General features: G+C 63.4%; 15 protein-coding genes. 12 read left to right on the top strand and 3 right to left on the bottom strand.

Annotated elements, in window-relative coordinates; genetic code table 11:
• The first annotated feature begins 54 nt into the window (after window positions 1-54).
• The 9 genes from J3E64_RS11910 (at window position 55) to J3E64_RS11870 (ending at window position 10,744) form a co-directional block, all read left to right on the top strand.
• Window positions 55-453 carry a DUF559 domain-containing protein gene (locus J3E64_RS11910; protein ID WP_253343111.1) on the top strand — a complete coding sequence of 133 codons (399 nt, stop codon included), beginning with the start codon at window positions 55-57 and terminating at the stop codon, window positions 451-453.
• Window positions 450-2,354: a DNA primase gene (gene dnaG / locus J3E64_RS11905; RefSeq protein ID WP_253343109.1), complete on the top strand. Its 1,905-nt coding sequence runs from the start codon at window positions 450-452 to the stop codon at window positions 2,352-2,354. Before J3E64_RS11910 ends, dnaG begins: the two co-directional genes overlap by 4 nt.
• Window positions 2,355-2,397: 43 nt before the next feature.
• Window positions 2,398-4,452, top strand: coding sequence for an RNA polymerase sigma factor RpoD (gene rpoD / locus J3E64_RS11900; RefSeq protein WP_253343107.1), 2,055 nt, complete (start codon window positions 2,398-2,400; stop codon window positions 4,450-4,452).
• Window positions 4,453-4,708: 256 nt separating this feature from the next.
• Window positions 4,709-5,389: a hypothetical protein gene (locus J3E64_RS11895; protein WP_253343105.1), complete on the top strand. Its 681-nt coding sequence runs from the start codon at window positions 4,709-4,711 to the stop codon at window positions 5,387-5,389.
• A 104-nt stretch (window positions 5,390-5,493) separates the two neighbouring features.
• Complete coding sequence (locus J3E64_RS11890) at window positions 5,494-7,359, top strand: CAP domain-containing protein (protein WP_253343103.1); 1,866 nt, start codon at window positions 5,494-5,496, stop codon at window positions 7,357-7,359.
• 72 nt (window positions 7,360-7,431) lie between these two features.
• A complete protein-coding gene (locus tag J3E64_RS11885; RefSeq protein WP_253343101.1) occupies window positions 7,432-8,277 on the top strand; it encodes a MoxR family ATPase in 846 nt (281 codons plus the stop codon).
• A 37-nt stretch (window positions 8,278-8,314) separates the two neighbouring features.
• Window positions 8,315-8,728 (top strand): GFA family protein, encoded by a 414-nt coding sequence (locus tag J3E64_RS11880; RefSeq protein WP_253343099.1) that lies wholly within the window; start codon window positions 8,315-8,317, stop codon window positions 8,726-8,728.
• A gap of 87 nt (window positions 8,729-8,815) precedes the next feature.
• On the top strand, window positions 8,816-9,862 hold the full coding sequence (locus J3E64_RS11875) for a hypothetical protein (RefSeq protein ID WP_253343097.1): 1,047 nt from the start codon (window positions 8,816-8,818) through the stop codon (window positions 9,860-9,862).
• A 24-nt stretch (window positions 9,863-9,886) separates the two neighbouring features.
• Window positions 9,887-10,744, top strand: coding sequence for a DUF817 domain-containing protein (locus tag J3E64_RS11870; RefSeq protein ID WP_253343095.1), 858 nt, complete (start codon window positions 9,887-9,889; stop codon window positions 10,742-10,744).
• On the opposite strand, the gene J3E64_RS11865 is transcribed toward J3E64_RS11870, so the two are convergent.
• Window positions 10,732-12,093 carry a methyl-accepting chemotaxis protein gene (locus J3E64_RS11865; protein ID WP_253343093.1) on the bottom strand — a complete coding sequence of 454 codons (1,362 nt, stop codon included), beginning with the start codon at window positions 12,091-12,093 and terminating at the stop codon, window positions 10,732-10,734. The genes J3E64_RS11870 and J3E64_RS11865 overlap by 13 nt on opposite strands.
• 148 nt (window positions 12,094-12,241) lie before the next feature.
• On the opposite strand from J3E64_RS11865, the gene J3E64_RS11860 reads away from it, so the two are divergent.
• On the top strand, window positions 12,242-13,417 hold the full coding sequence (locus tag J3E64_RS11860; RefSeq protein WP_253343091.1) for a VWA domain-containing protein: 1,176 nt from the start codon (window positions 12,242-12,244) through the stop codon (window positions 13,415-13,417).
• 79 nt (window positions 13,418-13,496) lie between these two features.
• Here the strand turns inward: J3E64_RS11860 and J3E64_RS11855 are convergent, their stop codons facing one another.
• Window positions 13,497-14,582: an anhydro-N-acetylmuramic acid kinase gene (locus J3E64_RS11855; protein WP_253343089.1), complete on the bottom strand. Its 1,086-nt coding sequence runs from the start codon at window positions 14,580-14,582 to the stop codon at window positions 13,497-13,499.
• Window positions 14,583-14,637: 55 nt separating this feature from the next.
• Between J3E64_RS11855 and tyrS the strand changes: the two genes are divergently transcribed.
• On the top strand, window positions 14,638-15,855 hold the full coding sequence (gene tyrS, locus J3E64_RS11850; RefSeq protein ID WP_253343087.1) for a tyrosine--tRNA ligase: 1,218 nt from the start codon (window positions 14,638-14,640) through the stop codon (window positions 15,853-15,855).
• A 75-nt stretch (window positions 15,856-15,930) separates the two neighbouring features.
• Entirely contained in the window at window positions 15,931-16,284 is a 354-nt protein-coding gene (locus J3E64_RS11845) for a PilZ domain-containing protein (RefSeq protein ID WP_253343085.1), read from the top strand.
• Here J3E64_RS11845 and J3E64_RS11840 read toward each other — a convergent pair.
• Window positions 16,256-17,332, bottom strand: a complete 1,077-nt coding sequence (locus J3E64_RS11840; RefSeq protein ID WP_253343083.1) for a mechanosensitive ion channel family protein — start codon at window positions 17,330-17,332, stop codon at window positions 16,256-16,258. The two genes, J3E64_RS11845 and J3E64_RS11840, sit on opposite strands and share 29 nt — an antisense overlap.
• Window positions 17,333-17,475 lie beyond the last annotated feature (143 nt).

The raw sequence follows: 17,475 nt of genomic DNA, 5'->3' as shown, positions 1-17,475 counted from the left end.
CACCAGTCCCCTCCTGCTTGCGGGAGGGGTCAGGGGAGGGCATGTTCTGAGCCGATGGATCAAGGCTACGCCCGCCCCACCGCAAATGCACGCGCGTTGCGTAGCAACGCCGCGGGGGCGGAACATTCCCTGTGGCGAGCCATCGGCGCCCGCAAGATTTCCGGTCGTCGCTTCAACCGTCAGCTACCGATCGACCCCTTCATCTGCGATTTGGCGGCCCGATCCATCGGATCGGTGATCGAAGTCCACGGGCTCCAACATGATATGGGCGTCGATGCGGACCCAACGCGCTATATCGAGACACAAGGCTTTCGCGTGATCCGGTTTTGGAACAATGACGTCCTGAACAATATCGACGGTGTGGTTGGAGAAATCGAACGGGTGATTGCTGATATGCCCTCCACCAACCCCTCCCGCATGCGGGAGGGAAGCCACTGGCGCGAGACGTCATGACCCTCACCCCGCAATGGCTGGACGAATTGCGTGCGCGGACCACGCTTTCCACCCTCATCGGAAAGAGCGTGAAGGTGCAGAAGGCCGGGCGCGAGTACAAGGCGTGCTGCCCGTTCCACAACGAAAAGACGCCCAGCTTCACGATCAACGACGAAAAGGGTTTCTATCATTGCTTCGGCTGCGGCGCGCATGGCGATGCGATCCGCTGGATGACCGACCAACGCGGCCTGCCCTTCATGGAGGCGGTGAAGGAACTGGCGGCAAGCGCGGGCATGGAGGTGCCGGCCGCCGATCCGCGCGCCGCCAAGCGCGCGGAACAGGCCCGGGGCCTGCATGACGTCATGGCGGCGGCGCAGGATTTCTTCGTCGCGCAGATGGCCGGAATCGAAGGCGCCGAGGCGCGCGCCTATCTGCAAAAGCGGGGGATCGGCGCGGCGACGGCGCTGGCGTTCGGCTTCGGCTATTCACCCGATGGACGAGGACGCCTGAAAAGCGCCCTGAAGGATTATGGCGAACCGATGCTGGTCGAGGCCGGGCTGCTGATCGACCCGGACGGGGCCGAGCCGGATGACGGGAAAACCAGGAAGCGCGAAACCTACGACCGCTTTCGTGGCCGGCTGATGCTGCCGATCCGCGACATTCGCGGACGCACGATCGCCTTTGGCGGGCGCATATTGGGCGCGGGGGAGCCCAAATATCTCAATTCGCCGGACACCCCCCTGTTCGACAAGGGGCGCACGCTCTACAATATCGACCGCGCCTCCCCCGCCAGCCGCCAGACGGGCCGCGTCATCGTGGTCGAAGGCTATATGGACGTGATCGCGCTGGCCCAGGCGGGCTTCGGCGAAGCGGTCGCGCCGCTCGGCACCGCGCTGACCGAACATCAGATCGAGCGCCTGTGGAAGATGGTGGACGTTCCTATCCTCTGTTTCGATGGCGACGCCGCCGGGCAGAAGGCGGCGATCCGCGCCGCCACACGGGCCCTGCCCCTGCTCCATCCCGGCCGGAGCCTGAACTTCGCCGTCCTTCCCGCAGGACAGGACCCCGACGACCTGATCCGCGCCAGCGGCGCCGCCGCAATGGAAGCGGTGCTGGACGCGGCACAGCCTCTGATCGAACGGCTTTGGCATCATGAACTGACCGTCGCGCCGCTCGACACGCCCGAACAGAAGGCCGCGCTCAAGCAAAGACTGCGCGCCGTCACCGACGCGATCCAGCATCCCGATGTCCGGATGCATTATGCCCATGAGTTTCGCGAGCGATATGACGCGCTGTTCTTCGCCCGGCGAGAATCGCCTTCCCCGCCCGGGCAGCGGCGGGGCGGGCCGGACGGCGGCCGCTGGCAGCGCGACCGGCGCGGCAACTGGAAGCCGCCCCTGCCGCCGGCGGGAACGGAGGTCCGGGCGATCGGCGTGACCGGTTTGGAACAGCGCCTGTTGCGCGCGATCCTGGCCAGCCTGATCCGCCATCCCGAACAGATTCGTCCCCATCGCGAGATGCTGGCGGCGCTGCGGATCGCCGACCCGACGCTCGCTCGAATCACGAACGCGATGGTTCGTGCGTCATTCAGCAAAGAAACTGTTGAAACGGACACCCTCCTTACCATATTGGAGCAAGGTGAAGTGTATAATATGGCCAAGGGGATGCTCCGGGCCGACACGTTCACACTCACCCCCAAAAGGATGACCGCCGACCCCGATCGCGTTGCGCGCGATCTGGAGGAGGCCATTCGGGTGATGGTGCAGGGACCGGAGTTGGAAATTGCGCTGGCGGAGGCGACGAGGCGGTTCGAGATCGAGTTCAGCGAGGCCAATTTCGCCGAACAGCAGCGCATCCGCGCGTTGAAGGCTGACCACGACCACCGGCTCGCGGAACTCACCCAGCCGCAGGACGGTATTTGATTTGTAATCGCCCCGCGTGCGGCGACGAAGTTAAGGCGAATAGATGGCGACCAAGGCGAACAGCAAGAATAATGGTGCGGGTGAAGGCGAGGATGGTGGAGACGCCCCCCTGCTCGACCTCAACGAGGCATCGGTCAAGAAGCTGATCGCGCGCGCCAAGAAGCGCGGCTACATCACCTATGACGAGCTGAACGACGCACTGCCGCAGGACCAGATGTCTTCCGAGCAGATCGAGGACATCATGTCTGCGCTCAACGAGATGGGCGTCAACATCGTCGAGAATGAAGAGGCGTCGGAAGATGCCGACGAGCAGCGCGAACGCGAAGAGGCCGACGACGCCGAGGACGATTCCGCCGAAGACGACGGCGGGCCCAAGCTGGTTACCGAAAAGAAGAAAGAAACCGTCGACCGCACCGACGATCCGGTGCGCATGTATCTGCGCGAGATGGGCGCTGTCGAACTGCTGAGCCGCGAGGGCGAGATCGCCATCGCCAAACGGATCGAGGCCGGGCGCGACACGATGATCCTGGGCCTGTGCGAGAGCCCCACGACGTTCAACGCGATCATCGAATGGTCGACCGCGCTCAACAATGGCGAGATGCAGCTGCGCGAGATCCTCGATCTGGACGCCATGCTGTCGAAGGACCCGGCGCCCGAAAGCCTGGAGGAAGGCGCCGAGGACGACGACGGAGAGATCAGCGAAAAGACTGCCGGGCCAAGCTTCAAGGAAGAGGAAGAACCCGAGGAGGAATCCGCGGACGCCGACGAGGACGAAGACGGCCTGACCGAACGCCGCGCGCGGCGCACGGAGGAAGAGGACGAGGAAGACAACACCCTGTCGCTCGCCCAGATGGAAGAAACGCTCAAGCCGATGGCGCTGGAGAAGTTCGCGACCATCACCGACATCTTCCGCACATTTTCCAGGGCGCAGGAATCGCGAATGCTGGCCATGGCCAACGGCGAGACACTGCGACAAAAGGATGAGGACGACTATCAGGCGCTGCGCGAAAGCCTGACCGCCGAGGTCGAAAGCGTCCAGTTCCACCAGCAGAAGATCGAATATCTGGTCGATCAGCTCTATGCCTATAACCGGCGCCTGACCGCGCTGGGCGGACAGATGCTGCGCCTGGCGGAGCGGCACAAGGTCAGCCGCAAGGATTTCCTGGACCGGTATGTCGGTGCGGAACTGGACGACGGCTGGCTGGACAAGGTGCAGGGCCTGGACAAGAAATGGGCCGCCTTCGCCGCCGCCGAGGCCCGGTCCGTCGATCGCATCCGCAACGAGGTGAGCGAGATAGCGCAGGCCACCGGCATGTCGCTGAGCGAGTTCCGCCGCATCGTCAACATGGTGCAGAAGGGCGAGCGCGAAGCGCGTATCGCCAAGAAGGAAATGGTCGAGGCCAACCTGCGCCTCGTCATCTCCATCGCTAAAAAATATACGAACCGTGGCCTTCAATTCCTTGATCTTATTCAGGAAGGTAATATCGGCCTGATGAAGGCGGTCGATAAATTCGAATATCGCCGCGGCTACAAGTTCAGCACCTACGCGACGTGGTGGATCAGGCAGGCGATCACACGGTCGATCGCGGATCAGGCGCGGACCATTCGTATCCCCGTCCACATGATCGAGACGATCAACAAGCTGGTGCGCACGAGCCGCCAGTTCCTGCACGAGCAGGGCCGCGAACCGACTCCCGAGGAAATGGCCGAACGCCTGTCGATGCCGCTGGAGAAGGTCCGCAAGGTGATGAAGATCGCCAAGGAGCCGATCTCCCTCGAAACGCCGATCGGCGACGAGGAAGACAGCCATCTGGGCGACTTCATCGAGGACAAGAACGCCATCATACCGGTGGACGCAGCGATTCAGGCAAACCTCAAGGAAACGGTTACCCGCGTCCTTGCCAGCCTGACCCCACGCGAGGAGCGCGTGCTGCGCATGCGCTTCGGCATCGGCATGAACACCGACCATACGCTGGAGGAAGTGGGCCAGCAGTTCAGCGTGACCCGCGAACGCATCCGCCAGATCGAGGCGAAGGCGTTGCGCAAGCTGAAGCACCCCAGCCGCAGCCGCAAGATGCGCAGTTTCCTCGACCAGTAGGATCGTCCGCCGAAACGGCCCCGGCGTCACGTCGCCGGGGTCGGTTCGGTGCCCTTTAGTGCCACTTTGCCTTGCGGCTAACCGCCCCCGGCTCAGGCCGCCCAGTCGGCACGGTTTCGGTCGCCCCGCGCTTGGGCTCTGGCCCCTGTGTCAAAGGCCGATCTTTTTTCGACGGCGTAAACCGCTCCTTTACCGCACCTGATTATCGTCGCTTCCAGGTCCTGCTGACGCGCGCAGGCATCACAGGGATTTGAGCATGAGCGAAGCGGCCCCCCGCTATCAATTCGGCGATATCGCGCGGATATTGGAGGCATTGGTTGCGGCCGACGGTTCGGCGGCCCACGCCTACGCCAATCGCGCCCGCACGGCGTTGACCCGCGACTCACTGTTGTCGCTGCCAGATCTGGCCGACGCGGCCAATTATCTTTGCCTGCTGCATGGCCGCCACCCCGGTGTCATCGATCACGCCGCGACCCGGTCGGCTGACAATGCCGCGCGCGAATGGCTGATCGAGGCGGCGGACGCCTTTGCCAGCGAGCGGGCCTATCTGACCCAGGTCACGGTCGCCGCAGGCCCCGCACCGAGCACGGCGGGCCAGGCCGATTGCGAGACCATCGTGAACCAGCAGCGGCACGCGCTCGACATGCTGGCCCAATCCGACCGGCGCGGCTGCGCCATGGGCGCCGCTATGGCGCTGGTGCTCGACTGGCGTGCGATACGCCATGTGCTCGACATGGCCGCGATCCGTACCGGGATCGAACCCCATGCATGTACCCTTCCCGATCGCGCCTCGACACTGGACGTCGCGCGGGCAATCGGCGGCGACGACCATGTCGACCGAGCAATCCAGTTCGGCGCGCGGCAATTGCTGAACCAGCATCGCGGCCTGTGGGACCTGCTCGCCGCCCGCGCCGACGTTCGCGCCAAATCGGAATAAGAACAGCCATATATTTCTAAAACCGAAGTAAATTCGCATTGCCGGAATAGCCCGTCGGCGATAGCCTTGTCCCATGTCGAAGCAATGCGAGGCGTGACCGGACGATGAGTGGCCCTTCGGACCTGGAACAGCTTTATCTAGAACTGATCAACGAGACGCGTCTCAATCCGCAAATGGCGGCGGAGCGTTATATTAGTTCCTACGACCCATTGCGGTCATCGGACATAAATATTGATCGGGCGCTGTCCTATTTCGGCGTTTCGGGCAGCGCGCTGAAGGCCGCGTTCGACGCGCTGACCGCCGTTCAGCCCGTCGCCTGGAGCGATGCGCTGGGTCAGGCGGCGCACAGCCACAACGCGGTCATGATCGCCAACGACATACAGACCCATCAGGCGCCCGGCGAACTGGACGTGGGCGGCCGCATCGAAGCGGCCGGCTATACCGGATGGCGCGGCTATGGCGAGAATGTCTACGCCTACAGCTACGACCCGCTCTACGGCCATGCCGGTTTCATGGTGGACTGGGGGGGCGACGCGCCGGACGGCATGCAATCGCCGCCGGGGCATCGCAACAACATCATGAATGCGAGCTGGACCGAGGTCGGCGTCGGCGTGACACCAGAAACGGACGGCAGCACGCGCGTCGGCCCACAGGTCACGACACAGGATTTCGCCACGCGCGGCCATCAGTTCCTGCTTGGCGTCGTGTATGCCGATCTGGACGGCAATGATTTCTATTCGCCGGGCGAAGGAAGCGCCGGTACCTCCGTCCTTGCTGGCGCGGCCAGCGCACTGACGACGGCCAGCGGCGGCTATGCGCTGGACATCACGGGTCTGTCAGACTGGACCTTCCGGTTCAATCCCGACGGCGCTTCGGCCGGTGCCGTGACCGTAACGCTCCAGCCGACCAGCCAGAATGTCAAGATCGACATCGTCGACGGCGACATGCTGTTCGTATCGCAATCCGCGACCGTGACGGGCGTCGCCCACATCGTCGGCCTGGGCACGAGCGGACTGACGCTGACGGGGGGCGCGGGCAACCAAAGCTTTTCGGGCACGCCGGGGGATGACCGGTTCGACGGCCTGAGCGGACTGGACACGGTCGAATATGACTTCGCCTCCGCGCTCGCGACCGTCACCTTTTCGGCCGGGCAGGCCATCGTTACGGGACCGGACGGGACCGACCGGCTGACCAATATCGAACAGATACGCTTTTCCGACCGGCTGGTCACGCTTCACCTTTCCGACCCGACACCGCTCATCGACGACGCCTATTATTACGCGCGCTATCCCGGCGTCGCGGCCAGCGGCATAAGCGCCGACGATCATTTTAATATCTACGGCTGGAAGGAAGGGCGCGATCCCAACGCCCTGTTCGATACCAGTGCCTATCTGGCCTATTACAGGGACATCGCGACGGCCGGCATCAATCCGTTGACCCATTATGCCAGTTTCGGCTGGAAGGAAGGGCGCGATCCGGGCGCGGGATTCGATACGAAACTTTACCTGATCCAGAATCCCGACGTCGCTGCGGCGGGCATCAACCCGTTGACCCATTATCTGCTCTATGGCGCAATGGAAGGCCGCGCCGTGCACGACGCTATCGGGACGCTGAACAGCGTCGGCTTCGACGCGGAATATTATCTGTTCCGAAACGCGGACGTCGCCGCGGCCGGGGTCAATGCCTTCACCCATTATATGACCTATGGCTGGAAGGAAGGACGCGATCCCAACAGCCTGTTCGATACGAGCTACTATCTCGACCATAATCGCGACGTGGCGGCCGCCGGGATCAACCCGCTCCAGCATTTCCACGATTATGGCTGGAAGGAAGGACGCGACGTGTCGGCGGCTTTCGATACCAGCGGCTATCTGGCGCTGCATCCCGACGTCACCAGCGATCCGGTGGTCCAATATCTGAACGGCGGTATCTATCAGGGCTATGCGGTGGACACCAATGTGATCGCCTGAGCGGTTCCCCCGGTTGCGCCGCAACCGCTTATTGCCTAACCGTCCGGCATTGCAGCAACGGATGGAATGCATATGCGCTTCGAAGGCACCCGGGATTACGTCGCCACCGATGACCTGAAGGTCGCTGTCAACGCCGCCGTCCTGCTGCGCCGCCCCCTGCTGGTGAAGGGAGAGCCAGGCACCGGCAAGACCGTTCTGGCGCAGGAAATCGCCAAGGCGCTGGATGCGCCGCTGATCGAATGGAACGTCAAGTCCACGACCAAGGCGCATCAGGGCCTTTACGAATATGACGCCGTGGCCCGCCTGCGCGACGGGCAACTGGGCGACCCGCGCGTGCACGATATTTCAAACTATATCCGCAAGGGCAAGCTGTGGGAGGCGTTCACCAGCCCGAAGCTGCCCGTGCTGCTGATCGACGAGATCGACAAGGCTGACATAGAATTTCCCAACGACCTGCTCCAGGAACTCGACCGCATGGCCTTCCATGTCTACGAGACTGGAGAAACGGTCGCAGCGGCGGACCGGCCGGTCGTGGTCATCACCTCCAACAACGAGAAGGAACTGCCCGACGCCTTCCTGCGCCGCTGTTTCTTCCACTATATCAAGTTTCCCGACCGCGAGACGATGGAGCGGATCGTCGAGGTGCATTTCCCCGGCATCCAGAAGATACTGGTGTCGCGCGCGATGGAGATTTTCTACGACATACGCGAGGTGCCGGGGCTGAAGAAAAAGCCTTCGACCAGCGAATTGCTCGACTGGCTGAAGCTGCTGCTGAACGAAGACATGCCGCTCGACATTCTCCAGAACAGCGATCCGACCAAGGCGATCCCTCCGCTGCACGGCGCACTGCTCAAGAATGAGCAGGATATCATGATGTTCGAACGCCTGGCCTTCATGGCGCGGCGGCAAGGGCGGTAAAGTTCCCGGACAAGGGATTGCGCAAGGAGTTTCCCCGATGACCCATGAAGCCGGATGCCTGTGCGGCGCGGTGCGCATCTCGATCGACGCGGAGCCCATGGCCGCGCGGCAATGCTGGTGTCGCCTTTGCCAATATCTGGGCGGAGGATCGGGGACGGTCAATGTCTGCTTCGCGACCGACAAGGTCGCGACGACGGGCGAGGTGCGCTGGCACGACAGCGTCGCCGACAGCGGCAACGCAATGAAGCGCGGCTTTTGCCCCGCCTGCGGCACTCCACTGTTCAGCCTCGCCGAATCGCGCCCGCACCTGACCTTCATCCGGGCGGGTGCACTGGACGATCCGTCGCTGATCGGCCCGCAGGCGGTCATCTGGACCCGGGCCGCGCCATCATGGGCCTGTCATGACCCCGACCTGCCGCACTATCCGGCGCAAATTCCGCCTGTCGCCTGAAAAGGCGCTTGCGCGGCCCCGCATTCCATGTAGCGTTTCTCCGATAGTTCAAGGCCGCGCCAAGACGGTCTGGATGTGGAGAGAGGCATGCCCAAGCCAAAGCGCCTGTTGTTCCTGTGGTCGGCCGTTCTTGGTCTTGCCATGCTGCCGTCGATGGCCAGCGCCGATGACGAAGCCGGTGCATGGATGCCGACCGAAACCGCGATCCGTGCCCCGGCGGCTGGCGTAGCTTTGCCACAGACGGTTGCCGGCCTGTCGCTCAGCCGCAGCGGCGAAGCATCGAACGGCGGTCGCGCAATCGACAATTATGCACAATATCTGTCCGATGACGGCGCCATTCAGGCGACGCTGTACGTCTATATGCCAACCTATGCCGATGCATCGCTCGCGGCCTATATGACCGACAAGGCGGTCATGGAGAGGTTCGGCGCGAAGACCCGGCGCACGGCCTATGCCAGCGTCGCGGCCGGCGGACGGGCCGGCGCGGCGATCCGTGCCGTCTATGACGATGCCGCGGATGGTGCGCTGACGACTGCGGCGGGCTTTGTTCATGCGGGCCGCTGGATCGTGAAGATCCGCGTGACCGGCCCGACGGAGCGCCGCACGGATGTGGTCGCGGGGCTGGACGGGATGCTGAACGGTCTCGCTTTCGACGATCCGGCTTCGCTGCAACCTGTCACGACGACCAGTTTCGGGGCATGCCCGGCCGCCGCGTCCGGCGACGCGCGGTTGACCCGATCGGGCGAGGACGATCGTGCGGTAGATGCCGACATCCGCATCCCGCGCGACGGCCAGGACACGCTGTGCGTCCGCGGCACGGTGACAACGGCCGAGGGGCGCTATGACATGCTTCAGCGGGCCGGGCAGCCCGATGGTCCGATCATCGTGCCGGTGGACGACAGCGGCACCCTGTTGGCATTCGACCGGTCGGCGAATCGGTCGGGCTATCGGCTGTCGATCCATATGGTCGGCCGGACCGATCTGTACGGCGTATATGATCAGGTGCCCAGCCCGCGCCAGATCGCTGCGATCCTGGACGGAAAGGACCCACAGACGGCACGGGCGCAGGCCAGCGCAGCCTACACCGCCGAAGGGGCCATGACGATCAGCCGACTGGCGGCGACAGCGCACTGAGCCTGCCGGCGACCGGCGACTAGCATGGCTGAGGTCGATACCGGTGCAACCCGTTTCGGGCGTATCCGCGCTCGGCTGGAACGACTGGACATCGCACCAGGCCCCAGGGCCTGGGTTTTCGAGTTCCTGCTGTTCGGTTTCAAGCAGGGCTGGGCCTGCCTGTTCGGCGGACTGATGCTGGCCCTACTGCTGGGCACCCATTTCCTTTACCCGACCCACGCGCCGATCCATCGTTACGACTTCCTGACGCTGGCCGCCCTGGGCATACAGATCGCAATGCTCGCCTTGCGTCTCGAAACCCTGCGGGAAGCCGTCGTCATCCTCGCCTTCCACATCGTCGGCACGATCATGGAATTGTTCAAGACACAGGCCGGTTCGTGGATCTATCCGGGACCGAGCATGCTCCATATCGGCGCCGTCCCGCTATTTTCCGGTTTCATGTATGCGGCGGTCGGCAGCTATATCGCGCGCGTGTGGCGGATCTTCGATTTCCGTTTCAGCCATTATCCGCCGATCGCGGCGACCGCGCTGCTGGCAGCGGCCATCTATATCAACTTCTTTGCCCATCACTGGTTGCCCGACATGCGCCACGTGCTGTTCCTGGCAGCGATCCTGCTGTTCGGTCGATGCTCCGTCCACTTCACGCCATGGCGCACTTCGCGTCGCATGCCATTGCTCGTCGGCTTCTTCCTGGTGGCATCGTTCATCTGGATGGCGGAAAATATCGGCACCTTCGCTCGTGCCTGGACCTACCCCGACCAGCGTGAGGGCTGGCACATGGTCTCCGTCTCCAAGCTGGGCAGCTGGTATCTGCTGATGATCATCAGCTTCGTGCTCGTTTCCCTGATCCATGGCATCCGCCGGACGGATCAGATCAGGTAGCCGACCTCATAGACGCCCCAGCGTCGCCCGCCGAAAACAAGCGGCATGAATACGCTGCGCAAGGCGCGATAGCGCCCCTCCCCCAGGTCCTGCCGATAGGTGAACAGGAAGAAGTCCCCCTCCTCGTCCAGCGCGCGACGGGTCTGGCTGTCCATGAATATCTGCCGGTTGCGGGCATGTTCCATGTTCCATTCACGCTCGCCCGACCTCTGCGTTCGGCTGCGCGCGCTGATATGCGTGGGCAGATAGCCGTTCATGTCCACGAGGCAGCAGCCGACGATGGCAGCGTCCTCCATGGTTCTTCGGTCGAGCAGCGGACGTAGGCGAGCATCGGCGAAAGCGGTAAAGCCATTCTCATATTGTATGGGATCGGACCCCGCGATCGGCCGATATGCAGTATCGAACAGCGCCTCAAGGGCGAGCGTCCCGTCTGCCAGCGCGCCTTCGACCAGCCGCGCAACCTCGTCCGCGCCCTCTTCCGCCAGCGCGATATAGCGACTGTTACGCGTGTGGCCACCGCCATGGGCCGCGCGGTTCAGCATGTCGTTGGCCATGCCCTCAAGCCCGTCCAGCTGACCCCGGGCAGACTCCACGCGAACCGCGCTCTCGGCCGCGCGTTGGCTGAAACGCGTCAGATTTTCGCGCAACGCGCCGACATCGCCTTCGGCCTGCTGGATACAGGTGACGATAGTGTCGGAACGGTCGCCGAACTGAGTCATCATGCCGGCCATGTCGGTCAGCGCACGACGCAGGGCATCGATCCGCGTGCCGACATCCCGTCCGCGCAGGATATTGGCTTCCATCCCGCCGATCAGCCGGCGCGCATCCTGGTCCAGACGGCCCAGATCATCGCCCACGGAGGTGGCGGATTCGCCAGCCTGTTCGGCCAGACGGCGGATTTCATCCGCGACCACGGCAAAGCCCTGGGTCGCGGCGCCGCCCCGCGCGGCTTCGATCGCGGCGTTGATGCCCAGAAGGCGCGTCTGGCGCGCGATCGCCGCCAGCTGGCCAGACACATCGCCCACGGCTTCGATCATCGAAAGGAAATGGCGCAATTCGCCTTCAAGGCCAATCACATGCTCGACCAATCCGGCTACCTGTTCCAGCGACACCCCTATGGTCTTGTGTCCGTCGGCAATGACTTCGCCGGCGCGACCGGCGGTGACGCTGAGTTCGCGCGCCGCCGTCATGCTTTCCGCTTGCCTGTCGACCAGCCTTGCCATGTTCGATTGCAGTTGCGAAAGGCTGTGAGAATCCTGCTGGATCCGCCTGTTCAGGCGAGCAAGATATCCGGCCGTTTCGCTGCATTGCAAGGCAATGTCGCCGGACCGTTCACCCAGATCAGCCATCAAATCTTGATTTTCCAAGCGCATCGCCCCGATTTTCCCCCGACGGGATAGTGCGGAATTAACCATGCAACGCAACAATTAAGATTTTGCGAGCAGTAGTGCCGTCGGCCTTGCGTCGACGCCCGCGCTGCCCGAGAAAGAGCAAATCATGCTGCTCAACTTTCTCGACGCCCTGCGTGCCGCCGGCATTCCCGCCAGCATCAAGGAACATCTGCTGCTGTTGGAGGCGCTGGACCGCGACGCCATCGATCGACGGCCGGAGGATTTCTACTATCTCGCCCGTGCAACCTACGTGAAGGACGAAGCGCTGCTGGACCGGTTCGATCAGGTCTTTGCCAAGGTCTTCAAGGGCGTTCTCGACAGCGAGGGCGTGGAAGCGGAAATTCCGGAAGAATGGCTGCGCCTGGTCGCCGAAAAATTCCTGAGCGCCGAGGAAATGGAGAAGATCAAGTCACTCGGCGACTGGGACGAAATCATGGAGACGCTGAAGAAGCGGCTGGAGGAACAGCAGGGCCGGCATCAGGGCGGCAACAAATGGATCGGCACGGGCGGCACTTCGCCTTTCGGCCATGGCGGCTACAATCCCGAAGGGGTGCGGATCGGCGGGGAAAGCCGCCACAAGCGCGCGATCAAGGTATGGGAAAAGCGCGAATTCGCCAATCTGGACAATGCCAGGGAACTGGGCACCCGCAATATCAAGGTTGCGCTGCGTCGCCTGCGCCGCTTCGCGCGGGAGGGTGCGGCCGACGAACTGGACCTGGACGAGACGATTCGCGGCACGGCACGTCAGGGCTGGCTGGACATCAGGATGCGACCCGAACGGCACAACGCGGTCAAGCTGCTGCTGTTCCTGGACGTAGGCGGATCCATGGACCCGTTCATCCAGCTATGCGAGGAACTGTTTTCCGCAGCCACGACCGAATTCAAGAATATGGAGTTCTTCTATTTCCACAACTGCCTGTACGAAGGCGTATGGAAGGACAATCGCCGCCGATTTTCGGAACGCATGCCCACTTGGGACATACTCCATAAATATGGCCACGATTACAAGGTGATCTTCGTCGGTGACGCATCGATGAGTCCCTATGAGATCAGTCACCCGGGCGGATCGGTCGAACATATGAACGAGGAAGCGGGCGCCGTCTGGCTTGAGCGCATGACCCATACCTATCCCGCGACGGTGTGGCTAAACCCTTCGCCGGAGGCGCATTGGGGATACAGCCAGTCGACCGGCATCATCCGCCAGTTGATCAACGACCGCATGTATCCGCTGACGATCGAGGGGCTGGACGACGCCATGCGCGAACTGACGCGCAAGCGTTAGTCGATTGATTTTGACATTCGAGCGAGACTTGGCCTCGAACCATATTGAATGTCAGAATCGGGCTGCCAGCGGCGGACCGTCAGGCCCGGAACAACACCCCGCCCGTCATCGGCGCCGGAACGCCGGTCGTGCCGGGGAAGCTGATCGGCAATCCGTTCAGGTGCCGCACGGCCATATAGGCGAAACCCTGCGCCTCGATGGCGTCGCCGTTCCAGCCCAGTCCGTCGACGGGCTCGACCGCCAAACCCGTCCGCTCCGCGATCATCGCCATCAGCGCAGCGTTATGCCGTCCGCCACCTGCGACATGGATGTGCGTCGGTCGTTCCGGCAGATGGTCGATGGCGCGCGCGACGGCGGCGGCGGTAAAAGCGGTTAGCGTCGCGGCGCCATCCTCCAGCGACATGCCCTGTGTCGCCGCAATCGAGAAAGCCTCGCGGTCGATGCTCTTGGGCGGAGGGGCGGCAAACCAGGGATCAGCCATCATCGTTGCCAGCCGCCCTTCGTCCGGGCGCCCCCGCGCCGCCGTCGCCCCCCCTTCGTCAAAGGCCAGTCCGCCATGCGTCCACATCCAGTTGTCGATGAGCCCGCTCGCCATGCCGGTGTCGAAGGCTATCAGCGTACCGTCCGATCCGATGAAGGTGATATTGGCGACGCCGCCCAGGTTCAGTACCGCTGCGGGCTTGGGCAGGTCCACGGCCAGCGCGCGGTGATAGACCGGCAGAAGCGGCGCGCCCTGCCCGCCCGCAATGACGTCGGCGCCGCGCAGGTCGCCCACGACCGGGATGCCGAACGCGCCAGCGAGTGCAGCCGCGTCGCCGATCTGCCAGGTCCAGCCGCGTTCGGGCCGGTGGGCGACCGTGTGGCCGTGAAAACCGATTACGCCGACGTCACCAGCGATATGCCCGCTGCGGCCGAGCAGGTCGGCAACCGCGTCGACATGGCGTTCGGTCAATTCGGTTTCGACGGCGCCGATCAGCGGTTCGAAGCCGGGCGCTGCCATTGCCATCGCACGCGCGCAGGCTTCGGCGAGCCGCGTGCGAAACCCATCGTCATAAGACAAGGCATGAAAGGCAACCGCTTCGACCCGTCGGTCGCCATCGGTTTCGATGAGCGCCGCGTCGATCCCGTCGCGCGAGGTGCCGGACATGAGACCGATTGCCAACATGATGCGAAACTCCGCCTCTTTTACAGCCGCTGCCCCAATGCTACAGGCGCGCGCCATGAGCAACCATCAGTCCGACCTCCTGCGCCTGCTCGACACGCGCGGCTACATCCACCAACTGACCGACGCGGAGGGGCTCGACGCCCTTGCCGCGCGGGAGATCGTGCCGGGTTATATCGGTTTCGACCCGACCGCGCCCTCGCTGCATGTCGGCAGTCTGGTGCAGATCATGATGCTGCGGCGGATGCAGCAGGCGGGGCACAAGCCGATCGTTCTGATGGGCGGCGGCACGGGAAAGATCGGCGATCCGTCGCTGCGCGACGAAGCCCGGTCGTTGATGACCGTGGAGAAGATCCGGGAGAATGTCGCCAGCATCAAGCGCGTGTTCGAACGTTTCCTGACGTTCGGAGACGGCCCGACCGATGCCGTCATGGTCGACAATGCCGATTGGCTGGACAGGCTGGAATATATCCCCTTCCTGCGCGACATCGGCCAGCATTTCTCGGTCAACCGGATGCTGAGTTTCGACAGCGTAAAGCTGAGGCTCGACCGCGAGCAGTCACTCAGCTTCCTAGAATTCAACTACATGATCCTTCAGGCCTATGACTTTCTGGAGCTGTCCCGGCGGGTGGATTGCCGGCTCCAGATGGGCGGGTCCGATCAGTGGGGCAATATCGTCAACGGCATCGAATTGTCGCGTCGGGTCGACGGCACGCAGGTATTCGGCCTGACATCGCCGCTGATCACCACGGCGGACGGCGGCAAGATGGGCAAGACCGCGAAGGGTGCCGTCTGGCTGAATGCCGACGCGCTGTCGCCTTATGATTATTGGCAGTTCTGGCGGAATACGCAGGACGCGGACGTGGGCCGCTTCATGCGTCTCTTTACCGACCTGCCGCTTGACGAGATCGCAAGGCTGGAGGCGCTGGAGGGCGCGGAGATCAACGAGGCGAAGAAACAGCTCGCCCGCGCCGCCACGGCCATGGCGCATGGCGACGAGGCGGCGACCGCCGCTGCCGAGACCGCGCGCAGGACGTTCGAGGAAGGCGCGGCGGACGCCAATCTGCCCACGATCAGCCTGGGCACAGACGGGCTGACGGTGGTGCAGGCCACGACCGGCCTGGGCTTTGCCAGTTCCAACAAGGAAGTGCGCCGCAAGCTGACGGAGGGCGCGATCCGCGTGAACGGCGAAGTCGTCACCGATCCGGCGGCGACGCTGAAACCCGGCGACAAGATCAGCTTCGGCGCGAAAAAGCACGGGCTGGCCATTGCCTGAGCACAAAGAGACTTATTCCAAAATTTACCCTGTTTGGCAGCATATCGTTGATGGACCACAGGGCAGGCTGTGCCCATGTCATCCGTCTTCGCCAATCTTGGCCATGTCATGCGATCCCGCGATCCTTCGATCGAACAGCGACGCGCCTCCCGCGATCTCGTCGACATGGTCAGCCATGCCACGGGGCGCGGGCACACCCATGGCGTGCGCATCATCAACATATCCATTCTCGGCCTGATGTGCAGAACCGATGGCGAATGGCTGATGGGAGAGCGCGCCACGATATGGCTGCCGGTGCTTAAGGATTATCCCGCCATGGTCCGGTGGGTCGAGGACGGACGGATCGGCATGGAATTTCTGGAGCCGATAAAGCCCCGCGTCTATGAACGGATGATGGCGCTCATCCCGCCCCGCCAGACGGCATGGTAGCAAAGCCCCCGGCAGCCTCCAGCCGCTGACGGTTGCGCACCAGCGCGTCGGGCATTTCCAGGCGCAGGAAATCCATGACCGCCTCGCGCACCTCGCAACGCAGGTCGAACGCTATCCCGGCGTTGCGGGCCGACAGCAGGCCGCGCAGTTCCAGTGCGTCCGCGCGATGGTCGGTCACCTGCAATATGGCGACTCGGCCGTCCCAGCGGCTATTGGCCTTGGTCGCGTTGACGAACGCGTCCCGGATACGCCCCACATCGGCGGCCGGGTCGACGTAGAAGAACACCGTCCCCAGCAGATCGGATGTTCTGGTCGTCCAGTTCTGGAACGGCTTTTCGAGAAAATAGGACACAGGCACAACCATGCGCCGGTCGTCCCAGATGCGAACCACGACATAGGTCAAGGTGATATCCTCTATCCGCCCCCATTCGCCCTCGACAATCACCACATCGTCCAGGCGGATCGGTTCGGAAAAGGCCATCTGGATGCCGGCGATCAGATTTTTGAGCGCCGGTTGCGCCGCCGCGCCCACCGCCAGGCCGACCAGTCCCGCCGATGCGGCCAGGGTCACGCCGATGGAGCGCACGCCGGGAATGGCGATCAGGATCATCGCGGCCACGAGCACCGCGACGACGCTCTGGGAAATGCGATAGAGTATGCGTACCCGGGTGTGGCGCCGCCGCGCCTTCAGATTATCCTCAACATCCAGGTTGGAATGGCGTTCGATCATCTGCCTGATCGCTCGCAAAATGCCGAAAACAAGCCATCCGGTCAGCAATGCGAACAGCATTTGGGACCCTATCGACCAGAGCGCCGCCAACTTCGGCCCCATGTCCAGCGGTTGCAATCCGGCGCCAAGCGCGGTGAGCACGACCAGCCAGCGTGTGGGGTGAAATATCTGCGGCAGCAGGACCGGCGTCATGCGCGCCCGCAGGACACGGATCGCAATCGCATAGAGCGCCCAGTGAACCAGGAAGGCGGCCGCCACCGTTACCGCGAGCGACAGCGCGGCCATCGGCGAGATGTGGGTCAGGCTGATGTCGGACATGCGTGGGCAACGCTACCGCCCACCCATTTGTTTCGCAAGTGCAGCATCACTTTTCACGAAAGGCCGCAGGATCAGGCCCACCCTGCAGTCGGGAGAGGACACTTGACGCCCGTATGCGCCGGAAATAGCGTCCGCAATAACGC

Origin of the sequence: Sphingobium sp. OAS761 (assembly GCF_024168485.1) — a bacterium.
Lineage (GTDB): Bacteria > Pseudomonadota > Alphaproteobacteria > Sphingomonadales > Sphingomonadaceae > Sphingobium.
Note: the sequence above shows the minus strand (reverse complement) of the source record. Positions and strands in the feature narration are given on the sequence as shown.